The following is a 24,207-nucleotide window of genomic DNA, read 5'->3' as shown; positions in this document are numbered from 1 at the left end:
GTCAGGGGGCGGGGCGCCGCGCTGGCCGATATGGATCAGCCCGACGACCCGTTCGCCCGGGCCGACCCCCAGATGCGCTTGCGCGAATTCCGGCTGCGCGGCCGGCCCGGTCAGCCATGCCGCGCCATAGCCAGCGGCCAGCGCGGCATTGACGAGGCCAAGGCAGACCGCGCCGGCCGACAGGAACTGCTCCCATTCCGGGATCTTGGCGCTCTCGACCGGGGCCGAGATCACGGCGACGATCACCGGCGAGCCAAAGGCCGCGCGCGCCTTGTCCACCGCGGTCTCGTCGCCGCCCTGCGCTGCCACATATTCGGCAAGCTCGGGGGCAAGGCGATCCAGAACCGGGCGCGTCAGCACGACGAAGCGCCATGGCTCCAGCTTGCCGTGGTCGGGAACGCGGGCGGCCAGTTCCAGCAGTTCAAGCAGCGCGTCGCGCGCCGGCGGCGGATCGTTGAGCAGTTTCGGCGGGTGCGAGCGGCGCTGACGCAGGAAGTTCAGGATGGCGGTATCGGACTGTGGCATTCGGACCTCGAAAACGGCTTGGCCGGCGCAAGACGGCCAGGGAATTGCGGATCCGGGGTGGCCCGGATCCGGGGCACTCGCGCCCGGCCGGCAGGCGGGGCGACTGGGCCTGATACCCCGCAGATAGCCCGCTTTGCGCGGCGGCACCAGCCTTGCCGGCCGGCCCGCCGCCCTCGGCCGTCGCGGCGATGCCGATGGCCGGGAGCACGATCATGGCCAGCACGACGACGAGATCCTGCACGATCAGGAAGCCGAGCGCGATCTGGCCGTGAAAGCTGTCGATCTCGCGCTTGTCCGAAAGCAGCTTCACGATGATGATCTTCGAGGAAAAGGTAAGGGTAACCGCCACATAGAGGCTCGTGACATGCCCCAGTCAGAGCGCGAGCCCGATCATGCGCCTTTCCCGCAGGCATATGCGTCACCACGGCCGGACCCGGCCCGGCTCGGGGCGATCCACCAGACCTGCCGACCCTTTCGCGGGCATCGCGCAAGCCGTGGCCGAAGACGCGCCGGATCTTGTCGTCATCGGGCCGCACAGGCGGCAGGCGCTGCGCGACGTGTTCGTCGGCACGACGGTAGAGCGCAGGATACGCCCGGTCACCCGTTCCGTGTTGATGGATGGTCAAGGCGCCCCCGGTGGCCGCGTATCGGCGCGTGATGCTGACCGCGGACATGTCCGAGGGGGGCCGGAACGCGGTGAAAACCTGCGCCGCGCTCGACATCGCGCGCGGCGCGCGGGCATCTATCCTGCATGTCTTAGACGCGCCCGCCATCCATCTGGCCATCAGCCATGCGCTGCCGTCCGATGAGCGGCAGGCCTATCTCGACGACCAGCGAAAGGAGGCGTCACAGGCGCTCTCGGCCCTCGTGGGATCGGTCGAATGGCGATCGTTCCGGCAGGATCTCCGTCAGGTCCGAAGCCCGCCGGCCGAGGATATTCTTGCCGCGGCGCGAGAGGAATCCGGGGATCTGCTGGTCGTCGGAGCGCATGGGCGCAGCGGCCTCGCCAGATTTTTCCTCGGCAGCGTGGCGGAGGCTGTGCTCTGCCGGGCCGATCGCGAGGTCATGGCGATTCCGCCGGCCGCAAGCCCTTGACCGGCGCTGCCCGGGGGCGGCCGGGGGGCGGCGTTCAGCTGACCGCCGGGCTGCCGGCCTCCTCGAGAATCTTCTCCGCCTCTTCGACCATCGGATTCCAGTCGAAGCGCGCCGCGACGATGCCGTGATCGTTCTGGCCCAGCCGGCGGCGTTCGGCCTCGGTCGAGGTCAGGTGATCGTTGAGGATGTTCATCTCCCGAAAGGACCATTTGCGGATCGACGAGTGATCGTAAAACGAGTCCGAGACCATGATGTGGTCCAGCGACTCCATCTGGTTCTTGAAGATATGCGTGTAATAGACATGCCTGAACGAACGCAGCTGTTGCAGCTTTTCCACCGAATAGAGCCCCGTATCCGACTTGCTGCCGGCCGTGCTCTTGGCAAAGAAACGGTAGCCCGGATTGCCGCTCAGCAGCTCGGTCGAGACCGAGATCGAGCTGTCGTTGAGATCGCCGATCACCACCAGCGGCCTGTCGTTGCCGCTCAGCTCGTCGTCGAGGATGGCGCGAAACGCGCCGGCCTCGACCATGCGCCGCACATGTGACACGACCGAGCGCGCGATGAAGCTGTTGTCGCGCAGAACCGGGTTGTCGCGATCATATCGCAGCGTGGTCGGCCCCTTGGATTTCAGATGCGCGACATAGACCACGATGTTGGGGCTACCCGCAGCCTTGTTGACCACCACCCGCAACAGCGGTCGCGAGAATTTGCGAATGGTGACGGTCACCGATTCCTCGGCATCGCGCGCCTCGCGCAGATCGGTGAAGCGGGCGTTCTCGGGCAGTTCCTCGATCCAGCGCGGTTCTTCGCGAAGCATTCCCTTTCGCGCCGCCAGGGCGACCTGTATGCCGCGCGGCGACAGGGTGCGGGCGACCAGATCGTAGCGGTCCTTCAGGGCGGGACGGTCAAACAGCTCGGCCAGCGCCTCGGCATCCCAGCACTCCTGAAAACCGATGATATCGGCATCGATCTCGGCCAGTCTGCTTTCGCAGAATGCCAGTTTTGCGGCATATTCCAGCTCTGTCCAGCCGTCCTTGCCGTAGATCGGCAGCCCGGGCAGACCGAGGTTCAGAAGGTTGAAGCAGGCAATGCTGATATCGCGCTTGTTCGAACGGGCCATGGATGCACCTGTGACTTGCGGTTGAAACGCTCTGGCGGATATTCCACCCAGTTCCCGTGACATTCGGATGACAGCCGGCGCACAGCCGGCGCGACGGGCGCATGACAAACCCCGCCGCGGCCGGGCCGGGCGGGGTTTTTCCTGCGATGCGATGCGATCCGGGCTAGCGGGCGCTCAGTCCTCGTCCTCGTTCGGCACATCGGCGATCTCGTCCAGCGAGACATCGCCGTCATCATCGTCATCGTCCAGAAGATCATCGTCCAGATCGCCGGTATCGGCGTCATCGTCCAGATCCGCGTCATCGACGATCTCGGCCTGATCGTCGTCATTCGACGAGGTCTTTTCCGAGATCAGCGAACGCGAGCGGCCCGTGGTCAGGCTTTCCAGCGTGAACGCGTTGTTGCAGGCCGGGCAGGTCATCGGGTCATTGTTCAGATCGTAGAAGCGCGTCGCGCAGTGGGGGCACAGGCGTTTCGTGCCCCATTCCTCTTTGGGCATGGTATTCTCTTTCTGCCGCGTTTAGCTAAATCCGCTGTCCCCTGCCACAGCCAGATCGGGCTGTCAAAGCCTTTTCCCCCTTGCGGCCGGATGGCAGGAGGATGGACAAACGGGGCAGGGTTCGGATCAGCGCGGGATACGGTGCATCATGGACAGTTTTCTGGTCGGAGGGGACATTCCCGTGACGCTGAAACGTTCGGCGCGGGCACGGCGGATGACGTTGCGCGTGGCGCGGGCCGGCGGCGAGGTGGTGCTGACCCTGCCCAGCCTGGCCAGCCTGAGCGACGGCCGCGCCTTCGCCGAATCGCGCGCCGGCTGGCTGCGCCAGATTCGCGCGACAATGCCCCAGCCGCGGCTGGCGGCCCATGGCGCGCTGATCCCGGTCGAGGGGCGGGCGCGCGCGATCACGCCCGCGGATGAGCGCCGCGTCCGGTTGCGCGGCGATGCGCTGCTGGTGCCACGGCAGCGGCCCGCCGGCGTGCAGGTCGCGGCATGGCTCAAGCATCTTGCCCGCATGCGGCTGGCGGTGGCCTGTGACCGCCACGGGGCCGCCCTGGGGCGCGGATTTCGCGCCATCGTCCTGCGCGACACGCGTTCACGCTGGGGCAGTTGCACCCATGACGGGCGGCTGATGTTTTCCTGGCGCCTTGCCATGGCGCCGCCCGAGGTGCTGGATTACGTCGCCGCCCATGAGGTCGCGCATCTGCTGCACATGGATCACTCGCCGGCATTCTGGGCCGCGACCGAACGGCTTGTGCCGGATTACGCGCATCATCGCGGCTGGCTGAAGCAGCACGGGCACGAGCTTCTGGCATGGCGCTTTCGCGAAGGCGATTGACGGCGCCGCGCTTTGTGATCACATGGGCGCATGACTCCGCCGCGCAGTTCCGACATTCCCGCCCATGAGCGGCTTTACCGCCATCTTCGCCAAAGCATCATGCTGGGCGAGATGGCGCCCGGCGTCGCGCTGACCCTGCGCGGCATCGGCGCCGAGCATCGCGTCTCGATGACGCCGGCGCGCGAGGCGGTGCGGCGGCTGGCGGCCGAGGGGGCGCTGACGCTGTCCTCCTCGGGGCGGATCACCACGCCCGAACTGTCGGTCGAACGGATCGAGGAACTGGCCGCGCTGCGCGCGCTGATTGAGCCCGAGCTTGCCAGCCGCGCGCTGCCGCGCGCCCATCAGGCGCTGATCGACCGGATGGCGGTGATCAATTCGGCCATCGGCGACGCGGCAGAGCGCCACGACGCCATCGGCTATATCCGCGCCAATCTGGAATTCCACCGCATCCTGTATCTGCGCGCGCAGGCGCCGGCGATGCTGGCCACGATTGAAACCGTCTGGCTGCAGCTTGGCCCGACCATGCGGGCGCTTTACGGCCGCGTCCGGCGCCACGAGCCGCCGCGCCATCACCGCATGATCCTGGCGTCGCTGCGCGCCGGGGACGAGCCGGGGCTGCGGCTGGCGGTGCGGGCGGATGTGACGCATGGGCTGCGTCACCTCGCCACCAGCTAGCTCGCTCAGACCTCCTCGATGCGCAGTTCGATCGGCTCGCCGGCGATGACGCCAGTGCGGGGCAGGGCCTCCATCGCGTGGTCGATTGCCTCGGGCGTGGTCTTGTGGGTCACGATCAGGACCGGCGCGACGCCGGCGGTCTCGGAATGGCCATATTGCCGCATGCGGTCGATCGAGATCCCGGCATCGCCCAGCATGGTCGCGACCTTGGCCAGCGCGCCCGGCTTGTCGGTCAGCTGCAGGCGGATGTAATAGGCGGCCGGAACGGCGGTGCGCGCGGCCTGCGGGGTGGCCAGATCGCGGGCCGGCTGGCCAAAGCTGGGCATGCGCACACCGCGCGCGATCTCGACGATATCGGACATCACCGCGCTGGCCGTCGGGCCTTCGCCCGCGCCGGCGCCGCGCAGCACGATCTGGCCGACCGAGTCGCCCTCGACCACCACCATATTGGTGCCGCCCTGCAATTGCCCCAGCGGGCTGTCGGCGGGCACCAGACAGGGCGACATGCGCTGTTCCAGCCCGCGCGCGGTCATCTGTGCGACGCCCAGCAGCTTGATGCGATAGCCCATATCGGCGGCGCGGCGGATATCGTCGATGCTGACCCGCTCGATCCCCTCGATCTCGACGGCGTCGAAGCTGGGCCGGGTGCCAAAGGCGATGGCCGCGAGGATCGCCAGCTTGTGGCTCGCATCGATCCCGCCCACGTCCAGCGTCGGGTCCGCCTCGAGATAGCCAAGCTGGCGGGCTTCTTCAAAGACCGCCTCATAGGGCAGGCCGCCGTTTTCCATCCGGGTCAGGATATAGTTGCAGGTGCCGTTCATCACCCCCATGACGCGGCGGATCTGGTTCCCGGCCAGCGATTCGGTCATCGACTTGATGATCGGGATGCCGCCGGCCACGGCCGCCTCGAAGCGGATGACGCGGCCCCGTTCCTCGGCCAGTTCGGCCAGTTCCTGGCCGTGGATCGCCAGCAGCGCCTTGTTGGCGGTCACCACGTCCTTGCCGGCCCTGAGCGCCTCGGTCACGGAGGCGCGCGCGATGCCCTCATCGCCGCCGATCAGTTCGACGAAAACGTCGATATCGTCACGCACGGCCAGCGCGCGGGCGTCATCCTCCCAATCGTAATCCGACAGGTCCAGATCGCGGTTCTTCATCCGGTCGCGCGCGCTGACGGCGGTGATCGTGACGGGTCGGCCGCAGCGCGCCGACAACAGCTTGGCATGCTTGCGGATGATCTTGACGGTGCCGGTGCCGACCGTCCCGAGGCCGGCGATGCCGAGACGAAGCGGAGAGGCGTTTTGCCCCGGTTCATGGGCGGACATGCGAAACTCACATCTAAGGGTGAGGCGGTGTTAGCCCAAGGCGGCAGGGCTTGCAACGCGGGGCTTACGCCTCGTCGTCGCCGGCCCAGCAGCCGCGCTCGCCGGTGGCCCGCATGACACGCATGACGCGGGTGCCGATCTCCAGCGTGTCGCCGCGGATGCGGTCCAGATCCTCAAGGCTCAGCGCGCGCTTCTGCACTTCGCCCCGGTTGCTGACAAAGGCGGGGTGCCAGCGGGCCTTGCCCTCGGTCGGCCGCCAGGAGGCATGGCACAGCAGGTTGCGATGCAGCCGGATCTCGTTCAGCCGGTCGGTGATGCGGTTGCGGTCGTGGAGCCCCGGATGGCGGCGCATCGCAGCGTCCAGCTGCTCGATCAGCGTGCCCATGGAATCATCCGCCAGATGGCCGATCCGCTCCAGCCAGGATTGCAGCTCTTCCTCGGTCAGGTCATCGGCCAGGCGGGCGCTTTCCAGCGCATAGATGGTGCGCTTGATGATCTCTTCCAGCCAGCCGAAATTCGCCACGCATTGCCCCAGCAGGGCCGCGAATTCCTCAGGCAGCGTGTAATGCTGCTCGGGGGGCGCGCCTATTCGCGCCACAGCTCGTCCACCCAGCCGACCGGCAAGAGGTAATGGCGCAGATGCTTGGAGAACCGCTCGCGCCGGCGCCCGTCAAAGGCCGCGCGCAGATGATCCATGGGCGCGCGGTGCCGGTCGTTTTCGCTCCAGCGTCCGGCGATGGCGTCGGGCGGGTTCAGGTTGCCGGGAAAGATCACGATCCTGGTCCCCGGCGGAATCCGCGCCTCGCGGAAATAGTTCAGCGGAAAGTTCGGGATGCAATGCATGCGGAAATGCGCCAGCCAACCCTTGGGCCAGAATTTTACGCCGCCGGGGGCGTTGCGGGTGACGAAACGCTGCTCATATCTGAACTTGTCGGCGGCGGCCTGCGGATCGGCGCGGAACATGTCCTGAAGCGGCTTCAGCTTGCCCACCCGCATCCGATAGACCGAGGTCTGGCCCATCTTCTCCAGGGGCGTGTTCGGATTCAGCCCCAGCACCGTGTCGTCCGGGTCGCCATAGGCAAAGAAATCGTCAAGGCTGCCGGTGATGATGACATCCAGATCCAGAAACAGCACCACCCCGGTCACATCGCCCAGATCGCCCCAGAGCCGCGATTTCGGCCATTTTCCGCGCGTGTTGACCGGCGCCTGATAGTCGAATTCGGGCAAGGGGCGCACGGCGATATCGGGATGCAGTCCGGCCCCGTCATCGGTAAAGCAATACAGCCGGAACGGCGGCGTGATATTGCGCCCGATCATCGCATGCAGGCGGTTGACGAATTCCGGTCCGAATTTCGCCCCCCATTTGATGCAGATGATCTGCTTGACCGTGCCGTTGCGCCCGTCGTTCATGCCGCCCCCGTCTTTGCCGCGACTCTTTCACAGGGCGACCAGACTGACAAGCCGGGGCCCGCCGCGCGGATTTCTTCTTCATCCAAATATCCATGCGACAGCGCCCGCAGGCGCTGCCGGGGCGGATTCAGGCCTGTGCGGCCCGGATCAGCCCCAGGATATCCCTGGCGGCCGAGGGGATGTTGGTGCCGGGGCCGAAGATCGCCTTGACCCCGGCTTTCTTCAGGAAATCGTAATCCTGCTGCGGGATGACGCCGCCACAGATCACGATGATGTTGCCGGCGTCCTGATCCTTCAGCGCGGCGATCAGCTTTGGCGCCAGCGTCTTGTGCCCCGCCGCCTGGGAACTGATGCCGACGACATGCACGTCGCTGTCCACGGCGCTCTGCGCGGCCTCCTCGGGGGTCTGGAACAAAGGGCCGACATCGACGTCAAAGCCGATATCGGCGAAGGCGGTGGCGATCACCTTGGCGCCGCGGTCATGGCCGTCCTGACCCATCTTGACGACCAGCATGCGGGGGCGGCGGCCCGCTTCCTCGGCAAAGGCGTCGACATCGCGCTGGATGGCGGCGAATTCGTCGTCGCCCTCATAGGCGGCGCCGTAGACCCCGGCCAGGGTCTTTACCTCGGCCCGGTGGCGGCCGAATTCCTTTTCCATTGCCATGCTGATCTCTCCCACGGAGGCGCGCGCGCGTGCGGCCTCGACCGCCGCTGCCAGCAGGTTGCCGCCCTCGCGCGCGCGGCGCGACAACTCGTCCAGCGCGGCCCGGCAGGCGGGCTCATCGCGGGTTTCGCGGATTTTTTGCAGCCGTTCGATCTGCGCCTCGCGGACCTTCATGTTGTCGATATCGAGGATGTCGATCGGATCCTGCTGTGACAGGCGGTACTTGTTCACGCCCACGATGACCTCCTCGCCGCGATCGATCTGGGCCTGGCGGCGGGCGGCGGTTTCCTCGATCCGCAGCTTGGGCATGCCGCTGGCGACAGCCTTGGTCATGCCGCCCATGGCCTCGACCTCCTCGATCAGCTCCCAGGCCTTGTCGGCCAGCTCGGCGGTCAGGCTTTCGACGTAATAGCTGCCGGCCAGCGGATCGACGACATGGGTGATGCCGGTTTCCTCTTGCAGGATCAGCTGCGTGTTGCGTGCGATCCGGGCGGAGAACTCGGTCGGCAGGGCGATGGCCTCGTCCAGCGCATTGGTATGGAGCGATTGCGTGCCGCCAAGCGCCGCCGCCATGGCCTCATAGGCGGTGCGCACGACATTGTTATAGGGGTCCTGTTCCTGCAGGCTGACGCCCGAGGTCTGGCAATGCGTGCGCAGCATCAGGCTGCCCGGCTTCTTTGGGTTGAACTCGGACATGATGCGGTGCCACAGCAGGCGGGCCGCGCGCAGCTTGGCGGCCTCCATGAAGAAATTCATGCCGATGGCGAAAAAGAACGAAAGCCGCCCGGCGAACTTGTCCACATCCATGCCCGCGCTCAGCGCCGCGCGGACATATTCGCGCCCGTCGGCCAGCGTATAGGCCAGTTCCTGGACCAGATTGGCCCCGGCCTCCTGCATGTGATAGCCGGAAATCGAGATCGAGTTGAATTTCGGCATCTCGGCCGAGGTATATTCGATGATATCCGCGATGATCCGCATGCTGGGCTCGGGCGGATAGATATAGGTGTTGCGCACCATGAATTCTTTCAGGATGTCGTTCTGGATGGTGCCCGACAACACGCTGCGATCATGGCCCTGTTCCTCGCCGGTGACGATGAAACTGGCCAGAATCGGGATCACCGCGCCGTTCATCGTCATGCTGACCGACACCCTGTCCAGCGGGATGCCGTCAAACAGGATCTTCATATCCTCGACCGAATCGATGGCGACGCCGGCCTTGCCGACATCGCCCTCGACCCGGGGATGATCGCTGTCATAGCCGCGATGGGTCGCCAGATCGAAGGCGACCGAGACGCCCTGCTGCCCGGCGGCCAGGGCTTTTCGATAAAATGCGTTGGATTCCTCGGCCGTCGAAAACCCGGCATATTGGCGGATGGTCCAGGGCCGGCCGGCATACATGGTGGCGCGCGGGCCGCGGGTAAAGGGCGCGATCCCGGGCAGGCTGCCCATATGGGGCAGGGCGGCCACATCCGCCTGGGTGTAAAGCGGCTTGACCTCGATTCCCTCCAGCGTGTGCCAGATCAACTTGTCGGGATCGGCGCCCTTGAGTTCCTTGCTGGCGAGCGCGCGCCAGTCCTCCAGACCGGGTGTGGGGCTTTTGCTCATCTTGCATCCTTTCCCATGGCCGCTCGGCTCTTATATTGGGGTAGAGACGAGGGGATGATGAAACTGAAACGGTTGATCTTTCTGGCACTGGTGCCGCTGGTGGCGGCGATGGGCGGCAAACCCGAGGGCGAGGCCGACCAGTCGCAGCGATATGTGCGCGGCATGGTGCCCGCCGCACGCAGCGAGGCGCCCGAGGTCGAGCGGCCGACGCGCGAGCTGGCCATCCTGTCCGCCGCCGAGGCCGATCCGGCACAATTCATGTGGCAGCAACGCCCGTTGGTGATCTTTGCCGATACGGTCGCCGATCCGGCCTTCGTCGAGCAGCTGGCCGAGGTGCGGCGCGATTCGATCCCGCTTCTGATGCGCGACGTGGTGGTGATCACGGATACAGATCCGGCGGCGAACAGCATCTGGCGGCGGCAATTGCGCCCCGAGGGCTTTTCGCTGGTGCTGATGGACAAGGACGGGCAGGTCAAGCAGCGCAAGCCCGTCCCCTGGTCGGTGCGCGAAATTACCCGTGCGATCGACAAGTTTCCCTTGCGGCGGCAGGAAATCGGCCGTTCGCGCCTGCCCTGAGCGGTCATTTCCCCGCGCGCGCCGCGCAGAGCGATGTTGCGCAATCGGCCAAGGATGACTACCTTTGTGATGCGGGGAGGTGAAACCCTGCTGGAAAAGGAACGGGCAATGGCCAGATCGACCTCATTGCGCAAGACCGAACCTGTCGCCCCCGGCGCGGAGGCCGGCAAGCGGACGCGTTCCGCTGCCGCGACCGAAACGCTGGTCAAGAGGCTGGTGCGGACCCGCTCGGCCAATGAGATTACCAATGTGATCGGTCTGAAACCCATCAAAGGCCGCTCCGGTCCGAAAATCGCCTATTGAGATCGTCGCGCATCTGCGCGAGTTCCTGCGGCAGGTTCTGCCGGATCGTCTTTCCCGCTTCTTCGCGCTGGCGCTCCAGCATCGCCTCGATTTCCGCCGCGCCGCCCTGCAGGCTGGCGGTCAGGATTTCGAGAACATCCAGTCCGGCCTCGCGCGCTTCCTCGTTCAGCAGGATGTAATCCACCATCATTTCCGAGGCCTGATCGGGGCGGTTCCGCGCCGTGCGGCGGATCGAATCCGCCATGTTGTCCATGACCGCGATCAGCCGGTAATAGATCACCACCGGGTCGATGACCGAGCCGGGCAGCAGGTGGATCTCGGTCAGGATGGCGCGAAAGATCCGGTCATTGCCGCCATGCTGCATGACCAGCGTGGCATCGCCATTCTCGACCCGCTCCAGCAACTCGTCGAAGCTGCCCTCCTGCAACTGACGTTCCAGGCTGACGACATGGGCGCGCACCTCGGCCAGCAGCGCGCGCTGCATGTCCTCGACCCGCGAGCGGCGCTGCCTGCGGTCGCGCCAGGCGTTCTGAAAGGCCACGACCCACCAGCCGGCGGCGATGAACATCCCGGCGATGACCGCCTGCTGCGCCTGTGGCGCAAGATATGCGTCAAGCGGCGCCATTAGCGGTCGTCGCGGTCACGGTCCTGGCGCGCCGCGCTGGCCATCATTCGAACTCCATGATGACATCGTCCACCTTCAGGCTGTCGCCCGCCGTGGCGGCGACCGATTTCACCACGGCCTTTCGCTCGGCGCGCAGGATGTTTTCCATCTTCATCGCCTCGACCGTGGCCAGCGCCTGACCCTCCTGCACCTCGTCGCCGGGGGCGACATTGACGCGCACCACCAACCCCGGCATCGGGCAGAGCAGGAATTTCGAGGTATCGGGCGGCAGCTTTTCCGGCATCAGGCGCGCCAGTTCGGCGGCGCGCGGTCGGCGGACGAAGACCTTGAGATCGGCGCCCCGCACCCGCAGCCGGTAGCCCGAGGGCAGGCGGTCCGTCTTCATCACCAGCGGCGCGCCATCGACCGTCAGCCGCGCCAGCGACTGACCCGGCCGCCAGTCGCTTTCGACCCGCAGCCTGCCGCCCGCGATCTCGACGGTCGAGCCCTGCCTGTCGGCGGTGATGCGGACCGGAAATTCCTGCCCGTCCACCGTCACCACCCAATGTTCGCCGACATGGCGTTCGTGATTGTCCAGCCGCCCGCTGATCCGCGTGCGCCGGATCTCGGCCACCCGGTGCATGGCCGCGGCCGAGGCGGCGACGCGGATCACCTCGGCCTCGGGCAGGGTCGCGCCGGCGAAACCTTCGGGATATTCCTCGGCGATGAAGGCGGTCGAGATGTCGCCCGAGATGAATTTCGGGTGATCCATCACCGCCGACAGAAAGGGCAGGTTGTGGCCGATCCCCTCGACCTCGAATTCGTCCAGCGCCAGGCGCATCTGCTCGATCGCCTTGTCGCGGCTGGGCGCCCAGGTGCAGAGCTTGGCGATCATCGGGTCGTAATACATGCTGATCTCGCCGCCCTCATAGACGCCGGTATCGTTGCGCACGACATGGTCGGCATCCGCGATCTCGGCCGGTGGGCGGTAACGGGTCAGCCGCCCGATCGAAGGCAGGAAGTTGCGATAGGGATCCTCGGCGTAAAGCCGGCTTTCGATGGCCCAGCCGTTGATCTTCAGATCGGACTGGGCAAAGGGCAGGGGCTGGCCATCGGCCACCCGGATCATCTGTTCCACCAGATCGATGCCGGTGATCAGTTCGGTGACCGGGTGTTCCACCTGCAGCCGCGTGTTCATTTCCAGGAAATAGAAATTGCGCTGGCCATCGACGATGAATTCCACCGTGCCCGCGCTGGTATAGCCCACCGCACGCGCCAGCGCGACGGCCTGCTCGCCCATCGCCTTGCGCGTCGCCTCGTCGAGGAAGGGCGAGGGGGCCTCTTCGATGACCTTCTGATTGCGCCGCTGGATCGAGCATTCGCGCTCGTGCAGATAGACGGCATTGCCATGCTGGTCGGCCAGCACCTGAATTTCGATATGGCGGGGCTGGGTGACGAATTTCTCGATAAAGATGCGGTCGTCGCCAAAGCTGCTGGCGGCCTCGTTCTTCGAGGACTGGAAGCCCTCGCGCGCCTCGGCCTCGTTCCAGGCGATGCGCATGCCTTTGCCGCCGCCGCCGGCGCTGGCCTTGATCATCACCGGATAGCCGATCTGGCCCGAGATCTTCACCGCCTCATCGGCATCGGCGATCAGCCCCATATAGCCGGGCACGGTGGAGACGCCGGCCTCCTGCGCGATCTTCTTCGAGGTGATCTTGTCGCCCATCGCCTCGATGGCGCTGGCCGGCGGGCCGATGAAGGCCACGCCTTCGGCCTCGAGCGCCTCGGCGAATTTGCGGTTCTCGGACAGGAAGCCATAGCCGGGATGCACCGCCTCGGCCCCGGTCTGGCGAATGGCATCCATGATCCTGTCGATCACGATATAGGACTGGTTCGCCGGGGGCGGGCCGATATGGACGGCCTCGTCGGCCATCTTCACATGCAGCGCATGGCGGTCGGCATCGGAATAGACGGCCACCGTCTGAATGCCCATCCTGCGGGCGGTCTTGATGACGCGGCAGGCGATCTCGCCCCGGTTGGCAATCAGGGTTTTCTTGAACAAGGGCGCTCCTCCGGGTCAGCGGACATGAAAAAACCGTCCGTGGCGCGGGGCCACGGACGGCTGAGGGATGTGAAACGGTCCGCGCCGCGACAGGCGCGCGCCGTTCAGGTCGTTACTGGCAAAGCCGCACGTCGTCGCACATGGCTCCGGCAAGCGCGCCGATGGCCGCGCCCTTGGCGACGTCATGATCGCCGACATAGGCCGCCGTGGCGCCGACACCGGCGCCGATGAGGCCGCGATCCATGTCGGTCGGATTGATGTTCTGGGTGCAGCCGGCAACGCCAGCCACGCCCAGGCCCAAAGCCAGGACGATTTTGTTGAACATCGTGTTCGCTCCGATCTACGGGCGCCGAAACGCGGGTATCGCGACGGTCGATACGCCCGGTTGCGTTCAGTAGCTGCGCTGGCAGATGCCGGCGTCGTCGCAAAGCGCGCCGCCCGCAGCGCCGATAAGCGCGCCGGTCGCGACATCGCCGTCGACAGCCTTGGCGACCACGGCGCCGGCCACGGCGCCGCCAGCGGCGCGCTGCGTGTCGGCCGAAAGGCCGCCGCCATAACCATCCGAGCAGGCCGACAGGGCCCCTGCGATGAGCGCGAGTCCGGCGAAGCGCAGAACGACAGTTTTTTGCATGTTATTGTGCCTGTATTGAGGGCCCGTTTGCGGACCGAAGTTGATAGTGACCGCAGTTTTATCGCATGGCGCGCAGGTGGAAGGAACTGACAACAATGTGAAAAACGCGTGCTACGCGGCAATCCGCCCATTACGCGCCCTCCTCGTCGTCGTCCCAGTCGTCGCTTTCCCAGTCGAACCCGGGCGGATCGCTGGCGAAAAGCTCGGGGAAGGCGGCTTCGGCCCGCTTCATGTCGATGCGCAGCAATTGCGCGTAATCGGTGGGGTCCAGCTTGCCGACCGCGATCACCTCGCGGCCCAGCAGCCATGACAGGCGCCCGGCATCGAGATTGCCGCGCTCGAACGGTTCTTCGCCGAAATGGGCGATCAGCGCCGCCAGAAAGCCCAGATCGGCCTGCCGGTCGGCCGTCTTGCGGTCACGAAAGCGCTCGCGCCGGACAAGCGGCGTTGCGCCCTTCTTGTTGGCGCGGCGGATGATGAACTGGAAATCGGTGCCGGGAAGGCGGCCGGGAAAGCCGCGATGCTTCAGCATGATGCGCCTCGTCTGTGGGATGCATGGGGATGCGGGGCCGGACGGGCGCGAGGTAGGCGCGGGCCGCCAGGCAGCCCGCGCGTGGCAAACGGCTTAGTTGGCGCCGTATTTGCCCTGATACACCGGCTCCGGCTGAACGGTGGTGACCGGAACGACCTCGGGCTCTTTTTTGGCGCAAGCGGCGGCCAGACCAACGAGGACAAGGGCCAGTGCGATCTTTTTCGACATGTTGTCGTGCTCCTGTATGACGGGACAGTCGTATCCCGACTGCTCGGTTGAGAATCGACCGCGACATGCGGCCGTGCGCGGATCATAACGAGGTGATCCGTGCCGGGACAGTTCCCCCCCCGCGCCCGGACAGCGGGTTTCAGCCGATGTGGCCGGCTTGCACCACGAGGGCGAACCGGCGGCATTACCAGGGTTCCCATTCGCATCTGTCGCCGCCGGCGGGCAGGCGGAACGCCTCGGAAAGCTGAACCACTTCGGGGTCATAGCCGTCGAAAGGGGTTTCCTTGTCGACCAGGCTGATGATGATCCGGGTGGGGCGGGGCGCGGGGCTGGCGACGCGTGGCAGGACCCAGTTCTCGCATAGCCAGACGATGTCCTGATGCACCGGATCCTGCGCAAGGACATCGGGCGCGGCCGGCACGACGTCCGGCTCTTGCGGCTGCGATCCGGTTTGCGGCGCGGTCGCGGGCGCGCCGGGAAGCGGGGCGATTTCCACTGCCACCGCCGCGTCCCCGCCGGTTTCCGTGCCGATGTCGATCGGCCCCCCCGCATCCTCGAAATCCGAGGCCGCGCCGCTGGTGGCGGGAACCTGCTGCGCCAGATCGGGCATCACGAAGCGGAAGCGGTAGGTCAGGCCGAGGCTGTTGGTACTGTCGTGCAGAGTCTCTTGCCAGCGGACCCTGGCGCCCGAAGGCAGGACGATCTCCTGCCCCGTCCCGTCCAGCGCCGTCGCGCCCGGGGCCGCTGCCAGCGCGGCCAGCATCACCCCCGCCGCCAACGCCTGCCTGATCCGTTCCGTGCCCTTCATGACCGCCGCCTATAGGGGGATATTGCCGTGTTTCTTCCACGGCATCGACTGGCGCTTGCCGCGCAGGCTGGCGAATGCCCGCGCCACGCGCAGGCGCGTCGAATGCGGCTGGATCACCTCGTCGATAAAGCCGCGCTCGGCCGCGATGAAGGGGTTGGCAAAGCGGTCCTCGTAGCGTTGCGTATGTCCGGCGATCTTTTCCTTGTCGCCCAGATCGGCGCGCATCAGGATCTCGACCGCGCCCTTGGCGCCCATCACCGCGATTTCCGCCGTCGGCCAGGCATAGTTGAAATCGCCGCGCAGATGTTTCGAGGACATGACGTCATAGGCGCCGCCATAGGCCTTGCGGGTGATCACCGTGACCTTGGGCACCGTGGCCTCGCCATAGGCAAAGAGCAGTTTCGCGCCATGCTTGATGACGCCGCCATGTTCCTGGCTGGTCCCGGGCAGGAAGCCCGGCACATCGACCAGCGTCAGGATCGGGATTTCAAAGGCGTCGCAGAAGCGCACGAAACGCGCCGCCTTGCGCGAGCTGTCGATATCCAGACAGCCCGCCAGCACCATTGGCTGATTGGCGACGACACCGACGGTCTGCCCCTCGAGCCGGACGAAGCCGGTGATGATATTGGCGGCGAAATCGCGCTGGATCTCGTAGAAATCCCCCTCATCCGCGATCTTCAGGATCAGCTCTTTCATGTCATAGGGCTGGTTCGGATTGCCGGGGATCAGCGTGTCCAGGCTTTCCTCGATCCGGTCGGGGCGGTCGAAGAACGGCCGGGTGGGGGCTTTTTCGCGGTTGTGAAGCGGCAGGAAATCGACCAGCCGGCGGATTTCCGACATCGCCTCGACATCGTTTTCAAAGGCGCCGTCCGCGACAGAACTCTTGCGGGTATGGGTCGAGGCGCCGCCCAGCTGTTCCGCGCTGACGATCTCGTTGGTGACGGTTTTCACCACATCCGGGCCGGTCACGAACATGTAGCTGGTGTCCTTGACCATGAAGATGAAGTCGGTCATCGCCGGGCTGTAGACCGCGCCGCCGGCGCAGGGCCCCATGATGACGCTGATCTGCGGCACCACGCCCGAGGCCATGATATTGCGCTGGAACACCTCGGCATAGCCGGCCAGGCTGGCCACGCCCTCCTGGATGCGGGCGCCGCCGGAATCGTTCAGCCCGATGACCGGCGCGCCGTTCTGCACCGCCATATCCATGATCTTGCAGATCTTCTGGGCATGGGTTTCCGACAGCGAGCCGCCGAAGACGGTGAAATCCTGCGAATAGACATAGACCATGCGGCCGTTGATCGTGCCCCAGCCGGTCACCACGCCATCGCCGTAGGGGCGGTCCTTGTCCATCCCGAAATCGGTCGAGCGGTGGCGCACGAACATGTCGAACTCCTCGAACGAGCCCTCGTCCAGAAGCAGTTCCAGCCGCTCGCGGGCGGTCAGCTTGCCGCGCGCGTGCTGCGCCTCGATGCGGCGTTCGCCGCCGCCCAGACGGGCCTCGCGACGGCGCGTCTCCAGTTCGCCGAGGATGTCCTTCATCAGATGCCTCCCTTTGGCTTTCGCTCAAGCTACCGGCTTGCCGGGCAGCCGGAAAGCGGAAAGGCGAATATTTGCAAAATGAGCAAGATCGGTGCGCTGCAAATGGCAAAATGGTTAAACCGTCTTGACGGCGAATGGGGCAGGGGCCATGCCGCGACCATGGGACTCGTGATCGATATTCCGGCCATTCAGGCCAATTGGAAAGCGCTGGCCGCGCATGCCCCGGGCGCGCGCGCGGGCGCGGTGGTCAAGGCCGATGGCTACGGCCTGGGCGCGGCGCGGGTGGCGCCCGCGCTTTATCAGGCCGGGGCGCGCGATTTCTTTGTCGCGCTGGCCGGCGAAGGGCGCGCCATCCGCCCGCTGCTGGGCGGGGATGCGCGCATCTTCATCCTTTCGGGCCATATGGAGGGCGAGGACCTGACCGGCCTGACCCCGGTCCTGAACAGCGCCGAGCAATTCTTTCGCGACCGCGCCTTGCGCCCGCGCGGCGCCTTCGCCATTCAGCTGGATAGCGGCATGAACCGCCTCGGGATGGAGCCGGCCGAATGGGCCGCCATCCGCGACGAGGCGCTGGCGGCCGGTCCGCAGCTGATCATGTCGCATCTGGCCTGCGCCGATGAGCCGGAGCACCCGGCCAATGCCGCGCAGCTTGCCGCTTTCCGCGCCATGACCGACGGTGTCGCCGTGCCGCGTTCGCTGGCCGCGACCGGCGGAATCCTGCTGGGGCCGGAATACCATTTCGACCTGGTGCGACCCGGTGTCGGCCTGTATGGCGGGTTGCCATTCGCCGGCGCGCGGCCGGTCGTCACGCTGTCGCTGCCGGTGATCCAGACGCGCGAGGTCATGCCCGGCGAGTCCGTCGGCTACGGCCATGTCTGGACCGCCACGCGGGCGTCGCGCATCGCAACCGTCGCGGCGGGCTATGCCGACGGTCTGGCGCGGGCGCTGGCGCAGGACGGCAAGCTGCGGCTCTGGGCCGGCGAACAGACCTGCCCGGTGGTCGGCCGCATCTCGATGGACCTGATCACGGTCGATGTGACCGATCTGCCCGAGGTGCCGCCCGCGCTCGAGATCCTGAACGCCCGGCAGGGCGTCGATGCGCTGGCCGCCTGTTCCGGCACCATCGGCTACGAGATCCTGACCTCGCTGGGGCGGCGCTACGCGCGGACCTGTCTGTGAACCCCGTCCGGCTGACCGGCAGGGCGGCGATCGGGCTGGCGCGCATGGTCGGGCGGGTGGCGATCTTTGCCGGTCGCGGGCTGGCGCGGGCCGGGGCGCATCCTTCGGAACTGGCGCGGCAGGTGCTGCATATCGGCTGGCTGTCGCTGCCGGTGGTCGGGCTGACGGCGCTGTTCACCGGCGCCGCGCTGGCCTTGCAGATCCATTCCGGGGGCGAGCGGTTTCAGGCCTCTGACGTGGTGCCCGCCATCGTCGCCATCGGCATGGTGCGCGAACTGGGTCCGGTGCTGGGCGGGCTGATGGTGGCCGCGCGCGTGGCCAGTGCCATCGCGGCGGAACTGGGCACGATGCGGGTGACCGAGCAGATCGATGCGCTGGTGACGCTGTCCACCGATCCGGTGGGCTGGCTGGTCTCGCCCCGGCTCTGGGCCGCGATCCTGTGCGTGCCGGTGCTGGTCGGGGTCGGCGATGTGATCGGCATCATGGGCGGCTGGCTGATCGGGGTGAATGTGCTGGGCTTCAACTCGGCCGTCTATATCGCCAATAGCTGGGCCTTTCTCGAGGGCTGGGACGTGGTCTCGGGGCTGATCAAGGGCGCGGCCTTCGGGCTGATCGTGGCGCTGTCGGGCTGCTGGTTCGGCATGACCACGGGCGGCGGCGCGGCGGGCGTGGGGCGGGCGACGACCAGCGCGGTGGTCGCGGCCTCGGTCGGGATACTGGCGGCGAATTTCGTGCTGACGGGGCTGTTCTTCTGATGCTGAGCGTGCGCGGCCTGGTCAAATCCTATGGCCCGAAACAGGTGCTGCAAGGCGTCGATCTGGATCTGGAGGCCGGCGAAAGCCTGGTCGTGATCGGCGGCTCGGGCACCGGGAAATCGGTGCTCCTGCGCTGCATCCTGGGGCTTGAGGCGGCGGATGCCGGCGCGATCCTGTGGCAGGGCGCGCCGCTGGCCGGGCAGCGCGCCCGGTTCATGGACGGCTTCGGCATGCTGTTTCAGCATGCCGCGCTGTTCGACAGCCTGCCGGTCTGGCGCAACGTGGCCTTTCGGCTGCTGCGCGACATGCCGCGCGCCCGTGCCCGCGCCATTGCGATCGAAAAGCTGGCGCGGGTCGGCCTGGGCCCCGAGGTCGCGGATCTCTATCCGGCGGCGCTGTCGGGGGGCATGCGCAAGCGCGCCGGGCTGGCGCGCGCCATCGCCGCCGATCCCCGCGTGATCTTTTTCGACGAGCCGACGACCGGTCTGGATCCGATTCGCGCCGCCACGATCAACGACCTGATCCGCGGCATCGTGGACGAGACCGGCGCCAGCGCCATCACCATCACCCATGACATGAGCTCGGTCCGCGCCATCGCCGACCGGGTGGCGCTGCTGGATCGCGGGCGCATGCGCTGGCAGGGCAGCGTGGCCCAGATGGACAGCGCCGAGGACGGCTATCTGCGCGATTTCGTCGCCGGCCGGGCCCGCCCCATGGCGCGCGGGCTGCCGTGATCGCCGCCGGATCGTGCCGCATTCGCGCCGATTCCGCCGGCGCGGGCGGATTAGCGGGCGCCGCCCCCTTGTGCGAATCCCGCGCAGTTGCAACCATGAGCCATTGCGAACCCGATCCCCGGAGAAAAATTTGGGTCTGACCCCGACCACCCCCGCAAGCACCGCGCCCGGCGAAACCCTGCTGGAATTCCCCGATAACAGGTTGCTGATCGACCTCTGCGGCCCGCATGACAAGCATCTGGCCCGCATCGAGGAGACACTGCAGGTCCATGTCCTGCGGCGCGGCAATCTTCTGGCTGTGGTCGGCCCGATCGACGCCCAGACCGAGGCGGCGCAAGTGCTGAACGCGCTTTACGCCCGGCTCGAACAGGGTCGCCCGGTCGCGATGGCCGAGGTCGAGGCCGCCCTGCGCATGGGCGCCGAGGAGATCGCCGACGGACCCAGCCCGGACGAGCAGCTCGAGATGTTCCAGTCCGGCACGGTCGAGCTGCGCACCCGGAAAAAGACCGTCGAGCCGCGCACCGAGGCGCAAAAGGACTATGTCCGGGCGCTGTTTGCCAATGAGATGGCCTTTGGCATCGGCCCGGCCGGTACCGGCAAGACCTATCTGGCGGTGGCGGTGGGCGTGACCATGCTGATCGGCGGCCATGTCGATCGCATCATCCTGTCGCGCCCCGCCGTCGAGGCGGGCGAGCGTCTGGGCTTTCTGCCCGGCGACATGAAGGAAAAGGTCGATCCCTACATGCAGCCGCTTTACGACGCGCTGAACGATTTCCTGCCCGGCAAGCAGTTGCAGAAACTGATCGAGGAAAAGCGCATCGAGATCGCGCCGCTGGCCTTCATGCGCGGCCGCACGCTGTCCAATGCCTTTGTCGTGCTGGACGAGGCGCAGAACGCCACCACCATGCAGATGAAGATGTTCCTGACCCGCCTGGGCGAGGGCTCGCGCATGGTGATCACCGGCGACCGCACCCAGATCGACCTGCCGCGCGGCATCCATTCCGGGCTCACCGACGCCGAGCAGATCCTCAAGGGCATCAAGGGCATCAGTTTCAGCTATTTCACCGCCAAGGATGTCGTGCGTCACCATCTGGTCGCCCGCATCATCGAGGCCTATGACGCCGAGGCCGAGGCGGCGCTGGCCCGGGGCGAGGTTTTCGACGAACGCGGCCAGCGCATCCCACGCCGCGAGCCGCGGCTGGCCGTCACCGGGCAGGCGCTGCCCGGACAGGCAGGAGCGCGCGGCGATGGCTGAGATGCCCGATATCGTGGATATCGTCCTTGAGGATGACCGCTGGGAGGATGCCGGCCTGCCCGCCATGGCCGAGCGCGCCGCCCGCGCCGTCGGCGAATGGCTGCAACTGGAGGAATTCCAGGTCGTCGTCATGGGCTGCGACGACGAGCGCATCGCCGCGCTGAATGCCGAGTTCCGCGGCAAGCCCGCTCCGACCAATGTGCTGAGCTGGCCCGCCGTCGCCTTCGGCGCGCATGCCCCCGGGACGCATCCGGTCCTGCCCGACATTCGGGAACTGGGCGATATCGCCATCTCCTACGACACCTGCCGGCGCGAGGCCGAAGCCCAGAACAAGGCCTTTGCCGATCATGCGACCCATCTGCTGGTTCACGCTATTTTGCATCTGGCCGGTTATGATCATATTGACGATCAGGATGCCGACACGATGGAGGACGCGGAGCGCGCCATTCTGGCGCGGCTCGGCATTCCCGACCCCTATCTGGAACACGAAACATGAGCAATGACCGAAGTCCCGACACGCCCGCCGCCACGGAACCCGCCTCATGGGCGGACGGTATCGGAGGGGACGGGCGTGACCTGCCGCAATCGCGCGGCTTTCTGGGGCGCATCCTGGGCGCCTTTGGCAGCGGCGAGGGCGAAGCCGCCGCCCCGCAGGACGAGGGGCAGCAGACCAGCAGGCCGGCGACCGGCGTGCCCGGTATGGTCAATCTGCGCCGGATGCGCGTCGATGACGTGGCCATTCCCAAGGCCGAGATTGCCGCCGCGCCGGTGACCGCGACGCTGCCCGAACTGGTCGAGATGTTCAGCGAGCACGGCTTTTCCCGCGTCCCGATCTTTCGCGGCACGCTGGACAGCCCGCTGGGTCTGGTCCATCTCAAGGATCTGGCTCTGAAATTCGGCTTCGGGGCCAAGACTCCGGTCAAGTTCAATCTGCGCGCGATGCTGCGGCCCCTGCTCTATGTGCCGCCCTCGATGCCGATCGGGGTGCTGTTGCAGCAGATGCAGCAGAAACGCATCCACATGGCGCTGGTGATCGACGAATATGGCGGCGTGGACGGGCTGGTCACCATCGAGGACCTGATCGAACAGGTCATCGGCGAGATCGAGGACGAGCATGACGAGGTCGAAGGCGGCCTGTGGCTTCAGGAAAAGCCCGGCCAATGGCTGATCCAGGCCCGCGCGCCGCTGGAGGATGTCGAGGCCGAAACCGGGCTGCGCCTCGCCCTGGACGAAGAGGATGAGGAGATCGACACGCTGGGCGGGCTGGTTTTCATGCTGGCCGGCCGGGTGCCGGTCAGGGGTGAGGTCATTCCCCATGACAGCGGTGCCGAGTTCGAAATCGTCGAGGCCGACCCCCGACGCGTCAAGCGCATCCGTCTGCGTCTGCCGCGTGCGGATGCCGCGCAGGCCAGCCCGGGAACCAAAGACCAGGCCGGTAGCGCCGGCTGAGTTGCTGGGCGCGAAAACCTGCACAGTTTGACACGAATATCTGCACCGAACGATCCTTGGGAAAACGAGGCATTTAGCGCGCCGTCAACATTCCCGTGCATCAGGGTCGAACACCGCGATGAGCATGATCGTATGCCCTGTGCCAGGGAGATCAACGCGCCCTCGGCCGAGGATTCCACATTGTTGCGGGCGCCGCCCAGATCGAGCAAACCCACACAGGCATCAAAGCCGACGACGGTGCGCCACCTTCAAATTTCCACCACTTCCGAGACTCGACCGAGTGTCGCAATCAAAAGAAAGTTTTCGGCATAAAATTTTGATCTATAACAGAATATCCGCCATCGCCGATGGCTGTTCCACGCGGGGCCAGTAGTCGCCGTCGCGGCGGGTATAGGGGATCCTGGCAAAATTCATATCCAGCGCACCCGGGACGGAAAGATAGACGATATGCGGGGTCAGGCGGACAAAGCCGTCATAGAAGTGCTGGAGCGACTTCACGCAAACGAGACGCTTTCGGCGCAGGTCGATGCCGAATTGTTCGAAGGCGTCGGGATGAAGCGTCTGGCAGCGGATTGAGGTCAGGATGACATCCACCTCGTCCCCGGTCCGGATCCAGACCGAATCGCCCATGGGCGCGGGGGCATCCACAAAGGTCTGGCTTGCGGCGGGAAGGATACGGCGCACCTCGACGCAGAGATCCAGCGGATCGCCCGATTCCGGCCCGCATTTTCCGCCCACGCGCAAGCGCAAGATCGCCCCTTCCCCTGCATCCATGCAGATGCGGACGGCGATCGGATCCCAATAGAGACCGGTGGCGACATTTCCGATCTCGCGGTCGAGCAACCGGCGCAGCAGAAAGGTCGAGTCCGAAGATGCCCCGGCGCCTGCATTGTCCCCGGTATCGACCAGCACCACCGGCCCCTCGGGCAGGGACAGCGCATGGTCTATGCCCGGATCCATGTCAAACTGGCGCGGGCCGGTCTGATCGCGCAGCGCGACGATCCGACGGGCAAATTTCCTTGCCACGGCCTCGGCCGCCTGATCGTCATCGTCGCAGATCACCAGCATCTTGGCGCTGCTGAATGGCACATCCGTCCAGGGAAACCCGTGGATAAAGGACACCGACAGCGCCTCGCCCGATGCTTCGGCGGCCTGCATGTCGCGGACGAACCCCGCCATCGGTTCGTCCGAGGTTCTCCAGAGGCTGATCATCCCGGTCTCGCATATTGCCATCCGTGGCCGGATGCGACCATGAAGCGTCCGGATCATCAGTTCCGCCAGTTCGGCCGCCCGATCCGCGATATCCGTATGAGGGTAGAGCTTGAACGACAGGATCAGATCCGAATGTCCGACCATGTCCGGCGTCAGCGTCGCATGCAGGTCGAGTTCGACGCCGATCTTGCACGCATCGCCGACCAGGCCCCGCACGCGGCGCAGGATATCGCCCTCGCAATCCTCATAACCGTCGGCGACCATCGACCCGTGCAGGAAAAGCGCGACCCCGTCCAGCGGCAGGGCCTGCCGTATATCCGATAGCAGTTTGTCGCGCAGCGTTTCATAGGTGATGCGCGAGGTTATCCCGCCGGGCTGGGCAAAGGTGCTGATGCTTTCGACGGTTTCGATCCCTTCCCGTTCGAACCTCTGCCGCCACAGATGCATGGCGGCCGTAAAGGCATGCCTTGGCTGGCGCGTCGCATCTCCGTCGAAATAGCAGGTTTCATGGAAGTTGCTCAATCCGGTGGGAAGTGGCGCGAAACTGTTAGTCTCGGTCGCCAGCATGGCAATCATGATTTTCAT

General features: G+C 66.2%; 28 protein-coding genes and 1 pseudogene. 12 read left to right on the top strand and 17 right to left on the bottom strand.

All coding sequences use genetic code 11. From position 1 onward, the window contains the following. The coding region (locus IT41_RS15195; RefSeq protein ID WP_036742929.1) for a nitroreductase family protein at positions 1-525 on the bottom strand (525 nt) is incomplete at its 3' end. Continuing rightward, positions 422-898: a cation:proton antiporter domain-containing protein gene (locus tag IT41_RS21675; protein ID WP_414811557.1), complete on the bottom strand. Its 477-nt coding sequence runs from the start codon at positions 896-898 to the stop codon at positions 422-424. The genes IT41_RS21675 and IT41_RS15195, both read right to left, overlap by 104 nt. Before the next feature lie 19 nt (positions 899-917). Between IT41_RS21675 and IT41_RS22060 the strand changes: the two are divergent. Further along, a pseudogene (locus IT41_RS22060) lies at positions 918-1,130 on the top strand (universal stress protein); the annotation flags it as partial. A gap of 13 nt (positions 1,131-1,143) precedes the next feature. Then, positions 1,144-1,620 (top strand): universal stress protein, encoded by a 477-nt coding sequence (locus tag IT41_RS15190; protein WP_052081663.1) that lies wholly within the window; start codon positions 1,144-1,146, stop codon positions 1,618-1,620. A gap of 34 nt (positions 1,621-1,654) precedes the next feature. On the opposite strand, the gene IT41_RS15185 is transcribed toward IT41_RS15190, so the two are convergent. Together IT41_RS15185 and IT41_RS15180 are read right to left on the bottom strand one after the other, a co-directional pair. Further along, on the bottom strand, positions 1,655-2,740 hold the full coding sequence (locus IT41_RS15185) for an endonuclease/exonuclease/phosphatase family protein (RefSeq protein ID WP_052081656.1): 1,086 nt from the start codon (positions 2,738-2,740) through the stop codon (positions 1,655-1,657). Positions 2,741-2,914: 174 nt separating this feature from the next. Further along, a complete protein-coding gene (locus tag IT41_RS15180; protein WP_036742927.1) occupies positions 2,915-3,238 on the bottom strand; it encodes a TIGR02300 family protein in 324 nt (107 codons plus the stop codon). Positions 3,239-3,386: 148 nt separating this feature from the next. On the opposite strand from IT41_RS15180, the gene IT41_RS15175 reads away from it, so the two are divergent. Continuing rightward, positions 3,387-4,076: a M48 family metallopeptidase gene (locus IT41_RS15175; RefSeq protein ID WP_036742925.1), complete on the top strand. Its 690-nt coding sequence runs from the start codon at positions 3,387-3,389 to the stop codon at positions 4,074-4,076. 30 nt (positions 4,077-4,106) lie between these two features. Then, positions 4,107-4,751 (top strand): GntR family transcriptional regulator, encoded by a 645-nt coding sequence (locus IT41_RS15170; RefSeq protein ID WP_036742923.1) that lies wholly within the window; start codon positions 4,107-4,109, stop codon positions 4,749-4,751. Positions 4,752-4,756: 5 nt separating this feature from the next. Here the strand turns inward: IT41_RS15170 and IT41_RS15165 are convergent, their stop codons facing one another. From IT41_RS15165 to scpA, 4 genes are all read right to left on the bottom strand, one after another. Further along, positions 4,757-6,073 (bottom strand): homoserine dehydrogenase, encoded by a 1,317-nt coding sequence (locus tag IT41_RS15165; protein ID WP_036742920.1) that lies wholly within the window; start codon positions 6,071-6,073, stop codon positions 4,757-4,759. Positions 6,074-6,137: 64 nt separating this feature from the next. Then, complete coding sequence (locus tag IT41_RS15160; protein ID WP_036742917.1) at positions 6,138-6,671, bottom strand: hypothetical protein; 534 nt, start codon at positions 6,669-6,671, stop codon at positions 6,138-6,140. Further along, positions 6,659-7,483, bottom strand: coding sequence for a hypothetical protein (locus IT41_RS15155; RefSeq protein WP_036742915.1), 825 nt, complete (start codon positions 7,481-7,483; stop codon positions 6,659-6,661). The genes IT41_RS15160 and IT41_RS15155 overlap by 13 nt, the downstream gene beginning before the upstream one ends. Before the next feature lie 127 nt (positions 7,484-7,610). Continuing rightward, positions 7,611-9,752: a methylmalonyl-CoA mutase gene (gene scpA, locus IT41_RS15150; RefSeq protein WP_036742913.1), complete on the bottom strand. Its 2,142-nt coding sequence runs from the start codon at positions 9,750-9,752 to the stop codon at positions 7,611-7,613. Positions 9,753-9,809: 57 nt separating this feature from the next. Between scpA and IT41_RS15145 the strand changes: the two genes are divergently transcribed. Beyond that, positions 9,810-10,328, top strand: coding sequence for a DUF4174 domain-containing protein (locus IT41_RS15145; protein ID WP_036742944.1), 519 nt, complete (start codon positions 9,810-9,812; stop codon positions 10,326-10,328). Positions 10,329-10,436: 108 nt separating this feature from the next. Further along, a complete protein-coding gene (locus tag IT41_RS15140; protein WP_139221642.1) occupies positions 10,437-10,631 on the top strand; it encodes a hypothetical protein in 195 nt (64 codons plus the stop codon). Here IT41_RS15140 and IT41_RS15135 read toward each other — a convergent pair. From IT41_RS15135 to IT41_RS15105, 8 genes are all read right to left on the bottom strand, one after another. Continuing rightward, complete coding sequence (locus IT41_RS15135) at positions 10,597-11,256, bottom strand: hypothetical protein (protein ID WP_036742910.1); 660 nt, start codon at positions 11,254-11,256, stop codon at positions 10,597-10,599. The genes IT41_RS15140 and IT41_RS15135 overlap by 35 nt on opposite strands. A gap of 43 nt (positions 11,257-11,299) precedes the next feature. Then, on the bottom strand, positions 11,300-13,297 hold the full coding sequence (locus IT41_RS15130) for an acetyl-CoA carboxylase biotin carboxylase subunit (protein ID WP_036742908.1): 1,998 nt from the start codon (positions 13,295-13,297) through the stop codon (positions 11,300-11,302). Between the two features lie 112 nt (positions 13,298-13,409). Next, a complete protein-coding gene (locus IT41_RS15125) occupies positions 13,410-13,622 on the bottom strand; it encodes a hypothetical protein (RefSeq protein WP_036742907.1) in 213 nt (70 codons plus the stop codon). A 66-nt stretch (positions 13,623-13,688) separates the two neighbouring features. Continuing rightward, positions 13,689-13,928 (bottom strand): hypothetical protein, encoded by a 240-nt coding sequence (locus tag IT41_RS15120; RefSeq protein WP_036742906.1) that lies wholly within the window; start codon positions 13,926-13,928, stop codon positions 13,689-13,691. 130 nt (positions 13,929-14,058) lie between these two features. Next, positions 14,059-14,460, bottom strand: a complete 402-nt coding sequence (locus IT41_RS15115) for a hypothetical protein (protein WP_036742904.1) — start codon at positions 14,458-14,460, stop codon at positions 14,059-14,061. A gap of 93 nt (positions 14,461-14,553) precedes the next feature. Further along, complete coding sequence (locus IT41_RS21900) at positions 14,554-14,688, bottom strand: hypothetical protein (protein ID WP_269429319.1); 135 nt, start codon at positions 14,686-14,688, stop codon at positions 14,554-14,556. A gap of 184 nt (positions 14,689-14,872) precedes the next feature. Continuing rightward, entirely contained in the window at positions 14,873-15,496 is a 624-nt protein-coding gene (locus tag IT41_RS15110; RefSeq protein ID WP_036742902.1) for a DUF6497 family protein, read from the bottom strand. Positions 15,497-15,505: 9 nt separating this feature from the next. Next, a complete protein-coding gene (locus IT41_RS15105) occupies positions 15,506-17,038 on the bottom strand; it encodes an acyl-CoA carboxylase subunit beta (RefSeq protein WP_036742900.1) in 1,533 nt (510 codons plus the stop codon). 159 nt (positions 17,039-17,197) lie between these two features. Between IT41_RS15105 and alr the strand changes: the two genes are divergently transcribed. From alr to IT41_RS15075, 6 genes are all read left to right on the top strand, one after another. Beyond that, complete coding sequence (alr, locus tag IT41_RS15100; protein WP_036742943.1) at positions 17,198-18,217, top strand: alanine racemase; 1,020 nt, start codon at positions 17,198-17,200, stop codon at positions 18,215-18,217. After that, complete coding sequence (locus tag IT41_RS15095; protein ID WP_036742898.1) at positions 18,214-18,972, top strand: MlaE family ABC transporter permease; 759 nt, start codon at positions 18,214-18,216, stop codon at positions 18,970-18,972. The genes alr and IT41_RS15095 overlap by 4 nt, the downstream gene beginning before the upstream one ends. After that, the gene (locus IT41_RS15090) at positions 18,972-19,706 is read left to right on the top strand and encodes an ABC transporter ATP-binding protein (protein ID WP_036742896.1); all 735 of its coding nucleotides are present in this window, start codon (positions 18,972-18,974) and stop codon (positions 19,704-19,706) included. Before IT41_RS15095 ends, IT41_RS15090 begins: the two co-directional genes overlap by 1 nt. A gap of 130 nt (positions 19,707-19,836) precedes the next feature. Beyond that, positions 19,837-20,961 (top strand): PhoH family protein, encoded by a 1,125-nt coding sequence (locus IT41_RS15085; protein WP_036742893.1) that lies wholly within the window; start codon positions 19,837-19,839, stop codon positions 20,959-20,961. Between the two features lies 1 nt (position 20,962). Beyond that, the gene (gene ybeY / locus IT41_RS15080) at positions 20,963-21,457 is read left to right on the top strand and encodes an rRNA maturation RNase YbeY (RefSeq protein WP_036742892.1); all 495 of its coding nucleotides are present in this window, start codon (positions 20,963-20,965) and stop codon (positions 21,455-21,457) included. After that, positions 21,454-22,410: a hemolysin family protein gene (locus IT41_RS15075; RefSeq protein ID WP_081967581.1), complete on the top strand. Its 957-nt coding sequence runs from the start codon at positions 21,454-21,456 to the stop codon at positions 22,408-22,410. Before ybeY ends, IT41_RS15075 begins: the two co-directional genes overlap by 4 nt. Positions 22,411-22,731: 321 nt before the next feature. Here IT41_RS15075 and IT41_RS15070 read toward each other — a convergent pair whose 3' ends face one another. Beyond that, the gene (locus tag IT41_RS15070) at positions 22,732-24,207 is read right to left on the bottom strand and encodes a M81 family metallopeptidase (protein ID WP_036742937.1); all 1,476 of its coding nucleotides are present in this window, start codon (positions 24,205-24,207) and stop codon (positions 22,732-22,734) included.

Origin of the sequence: Paracoccus halophilus (genome assembly GCF_000763905.1) — a bacterium.
GTDB classification, from domain to species: Bacteria; Pseudomonadota; Alphaproteobacteria; order Rhodobacterales; family Rhodobacteraceae; genus Paracoccus; species Paracoccus halophilus.
Note: the sequence above shows the minus strand (reverse complement) of the source record. Positions and strands in the feature narration are given on the sequence as shown.

Excerpts from the sequence above, each read along its gene's own strand:
- scpA (WP_036742913.1), bottom strand. The coding sequence starts at position 9,752 with ATGAGCAAAAGCCCCACACCCGGTCTGGAGGACTGGCGCGCGCTCGCC.
- IT41_RS15090 (WP_036742896.1), top strand. The coding sequence starts at position 18,972 with ATGCTGAGCGTGCGCGGCCTGGTCAAATCCTATGGCCCGAAACAGGTG.
- IT41_RS15180 (WP_036742927.1), bottom strand. The coding sequence starts at position 3,238 with ATGCCCAAAGAGGAATGGGGCACGAAACGCCTGTGCCCCCACTGCGCG.
- IT41_RS15125 (WP_036742907.1), bottom strand. The coding sequence starts at position 13,622 with ATGTTCAACAAAATCGTCCTGGCTTTGGGCCTGGGCGTGGCTGGCGTT.
- IT41_RS15115 (WP_036742904.1), bottom strand. The coding sequence starts at position 14,460 with ATGCTGAAGCATCGCGGCTTTCCCGGCCGCCTTCCCGGCACCGATTTC.
- IT41_RS15075 (WP_081967581.1), top strand. The coding sequence starts at position 21,454 with ATGAGCAATGACCGAAGTCCCGACACGCCCGCCGCCACGGAACCCGCC.
- IT41_RS15155 (WP_036742915.1), bottom strand. The coding sequence starts at position 7,483 with ATGAACGACGGGCGCAACGGCACGGTCAAGCAGATCATCTGCATCAAA.
- IT41_RS15120 (WP_036742906.1), bottom strand. The coding sequence starts at position 13,928 with ATGCAAAAAACTGTCGTTCTGCGCTTCGCCGGACTCGCGCTCATCGCA.
- IT41_RS15105 (WP_036742900.1), bottom strand. The coding sequence starts at position 17,038 with ATGAAGGACATCCTCGGCGAACTGGAGACGCGCCGTCGCGAGGCCCGT.
- IT41_RS15190 (WP_052081663.1), top strand. The coding sequence starts at position 1,144 with ATGGTCAAGGCGCCCCCGGTGGCCGCGTATCGGCGCGTGATGCTGACC.
- ybeY (WP_036742892.1), top strand. The coding sequence starts at position 20,963 with ATGCCCGATATCGTGGATATCGTCCTTGAGGATGACCGCTGGGAGGAT.
- alr (WP_036742943.1), top strand. The coding sequence starts at position 17,198 with ATGGGACTCGTGATCGATATTCCGGCCATTCAGGCCAATTGGAAAGCG.
- IT41_RS15110 (WP_036742902.1), bottom strand. The coding sequence starts at position 15,496 with ATGAAGGGCACGGAACGGATCAGGCAGGCGTTGGCGGCGGGGGTGATG.
- IT41_RS15185 (WP_052081656.1), bottom strand. The coding sequence starts at position 2,740 with ATGGCCCGTTCGAACAAGCGCGATATCAGCATTGCCTGCTTCAACCTT.
- IT41_RS15145 (WP_036742944.1), top strand. The coding sequence starts at position 9,810 with ATGAAACTGAAACGGTTGATCTTTCTGGCACTGGTGCCGCTGGTGGCG.
- IT41_RS21900 (WP_269429319.1), bottom strand. The coding sequence starts at position 14,688 with ATGTCGAAAAAGATCGCACTGGCCCTTGTCCTCGTTGGTCTGGCCGCC.
- IT41_RS15165 (WP_036742920.1), bottom strand. The coding sequence starts at position 6,073 with ATGTCCGCCCATGAACCGGGGCAAAACGCCTCTCCGCTTCGTCTCGGC.
- IT41_RS15070 (WP_036742937.1), bottom strand. The coding sequence starts at position 24,207 with ATGAAAATCATGATTGCCATGCTGGCGACCGAGACTAACAGTTTCGCG.
- IT41_RS15170 (WP_036742923.1), top strand. The coding sequence starts at position 4,107 with ATGACTCCGCCGCGCAGTTCCGACATTCCCGCCCATGAGCGGCTTTAC.
- IT41_RS15135 (WP_036742910.1), bottom strand. The coding sequence starts at position 11,256 with ATGGCGCCGCTTGACGCATATCTTGCGCCACAGGCGCAGCAGGCGGTC.
- IT41_RS15140 (WP_139221642.1), top strand. The coding sequence starts at position 10,437 with ATGGCCAGATCGACCTCATTGCGCAAGACCGAACCTGTCGCCCCCGGC.
- IT41_RS15175 (WP_036742925.1), top strand. The coding sequence starts at position 3,387 with ATGGACAGTTTTCTGGTCGGAGGGGACATTCCCGTGACGCTGAAACGT.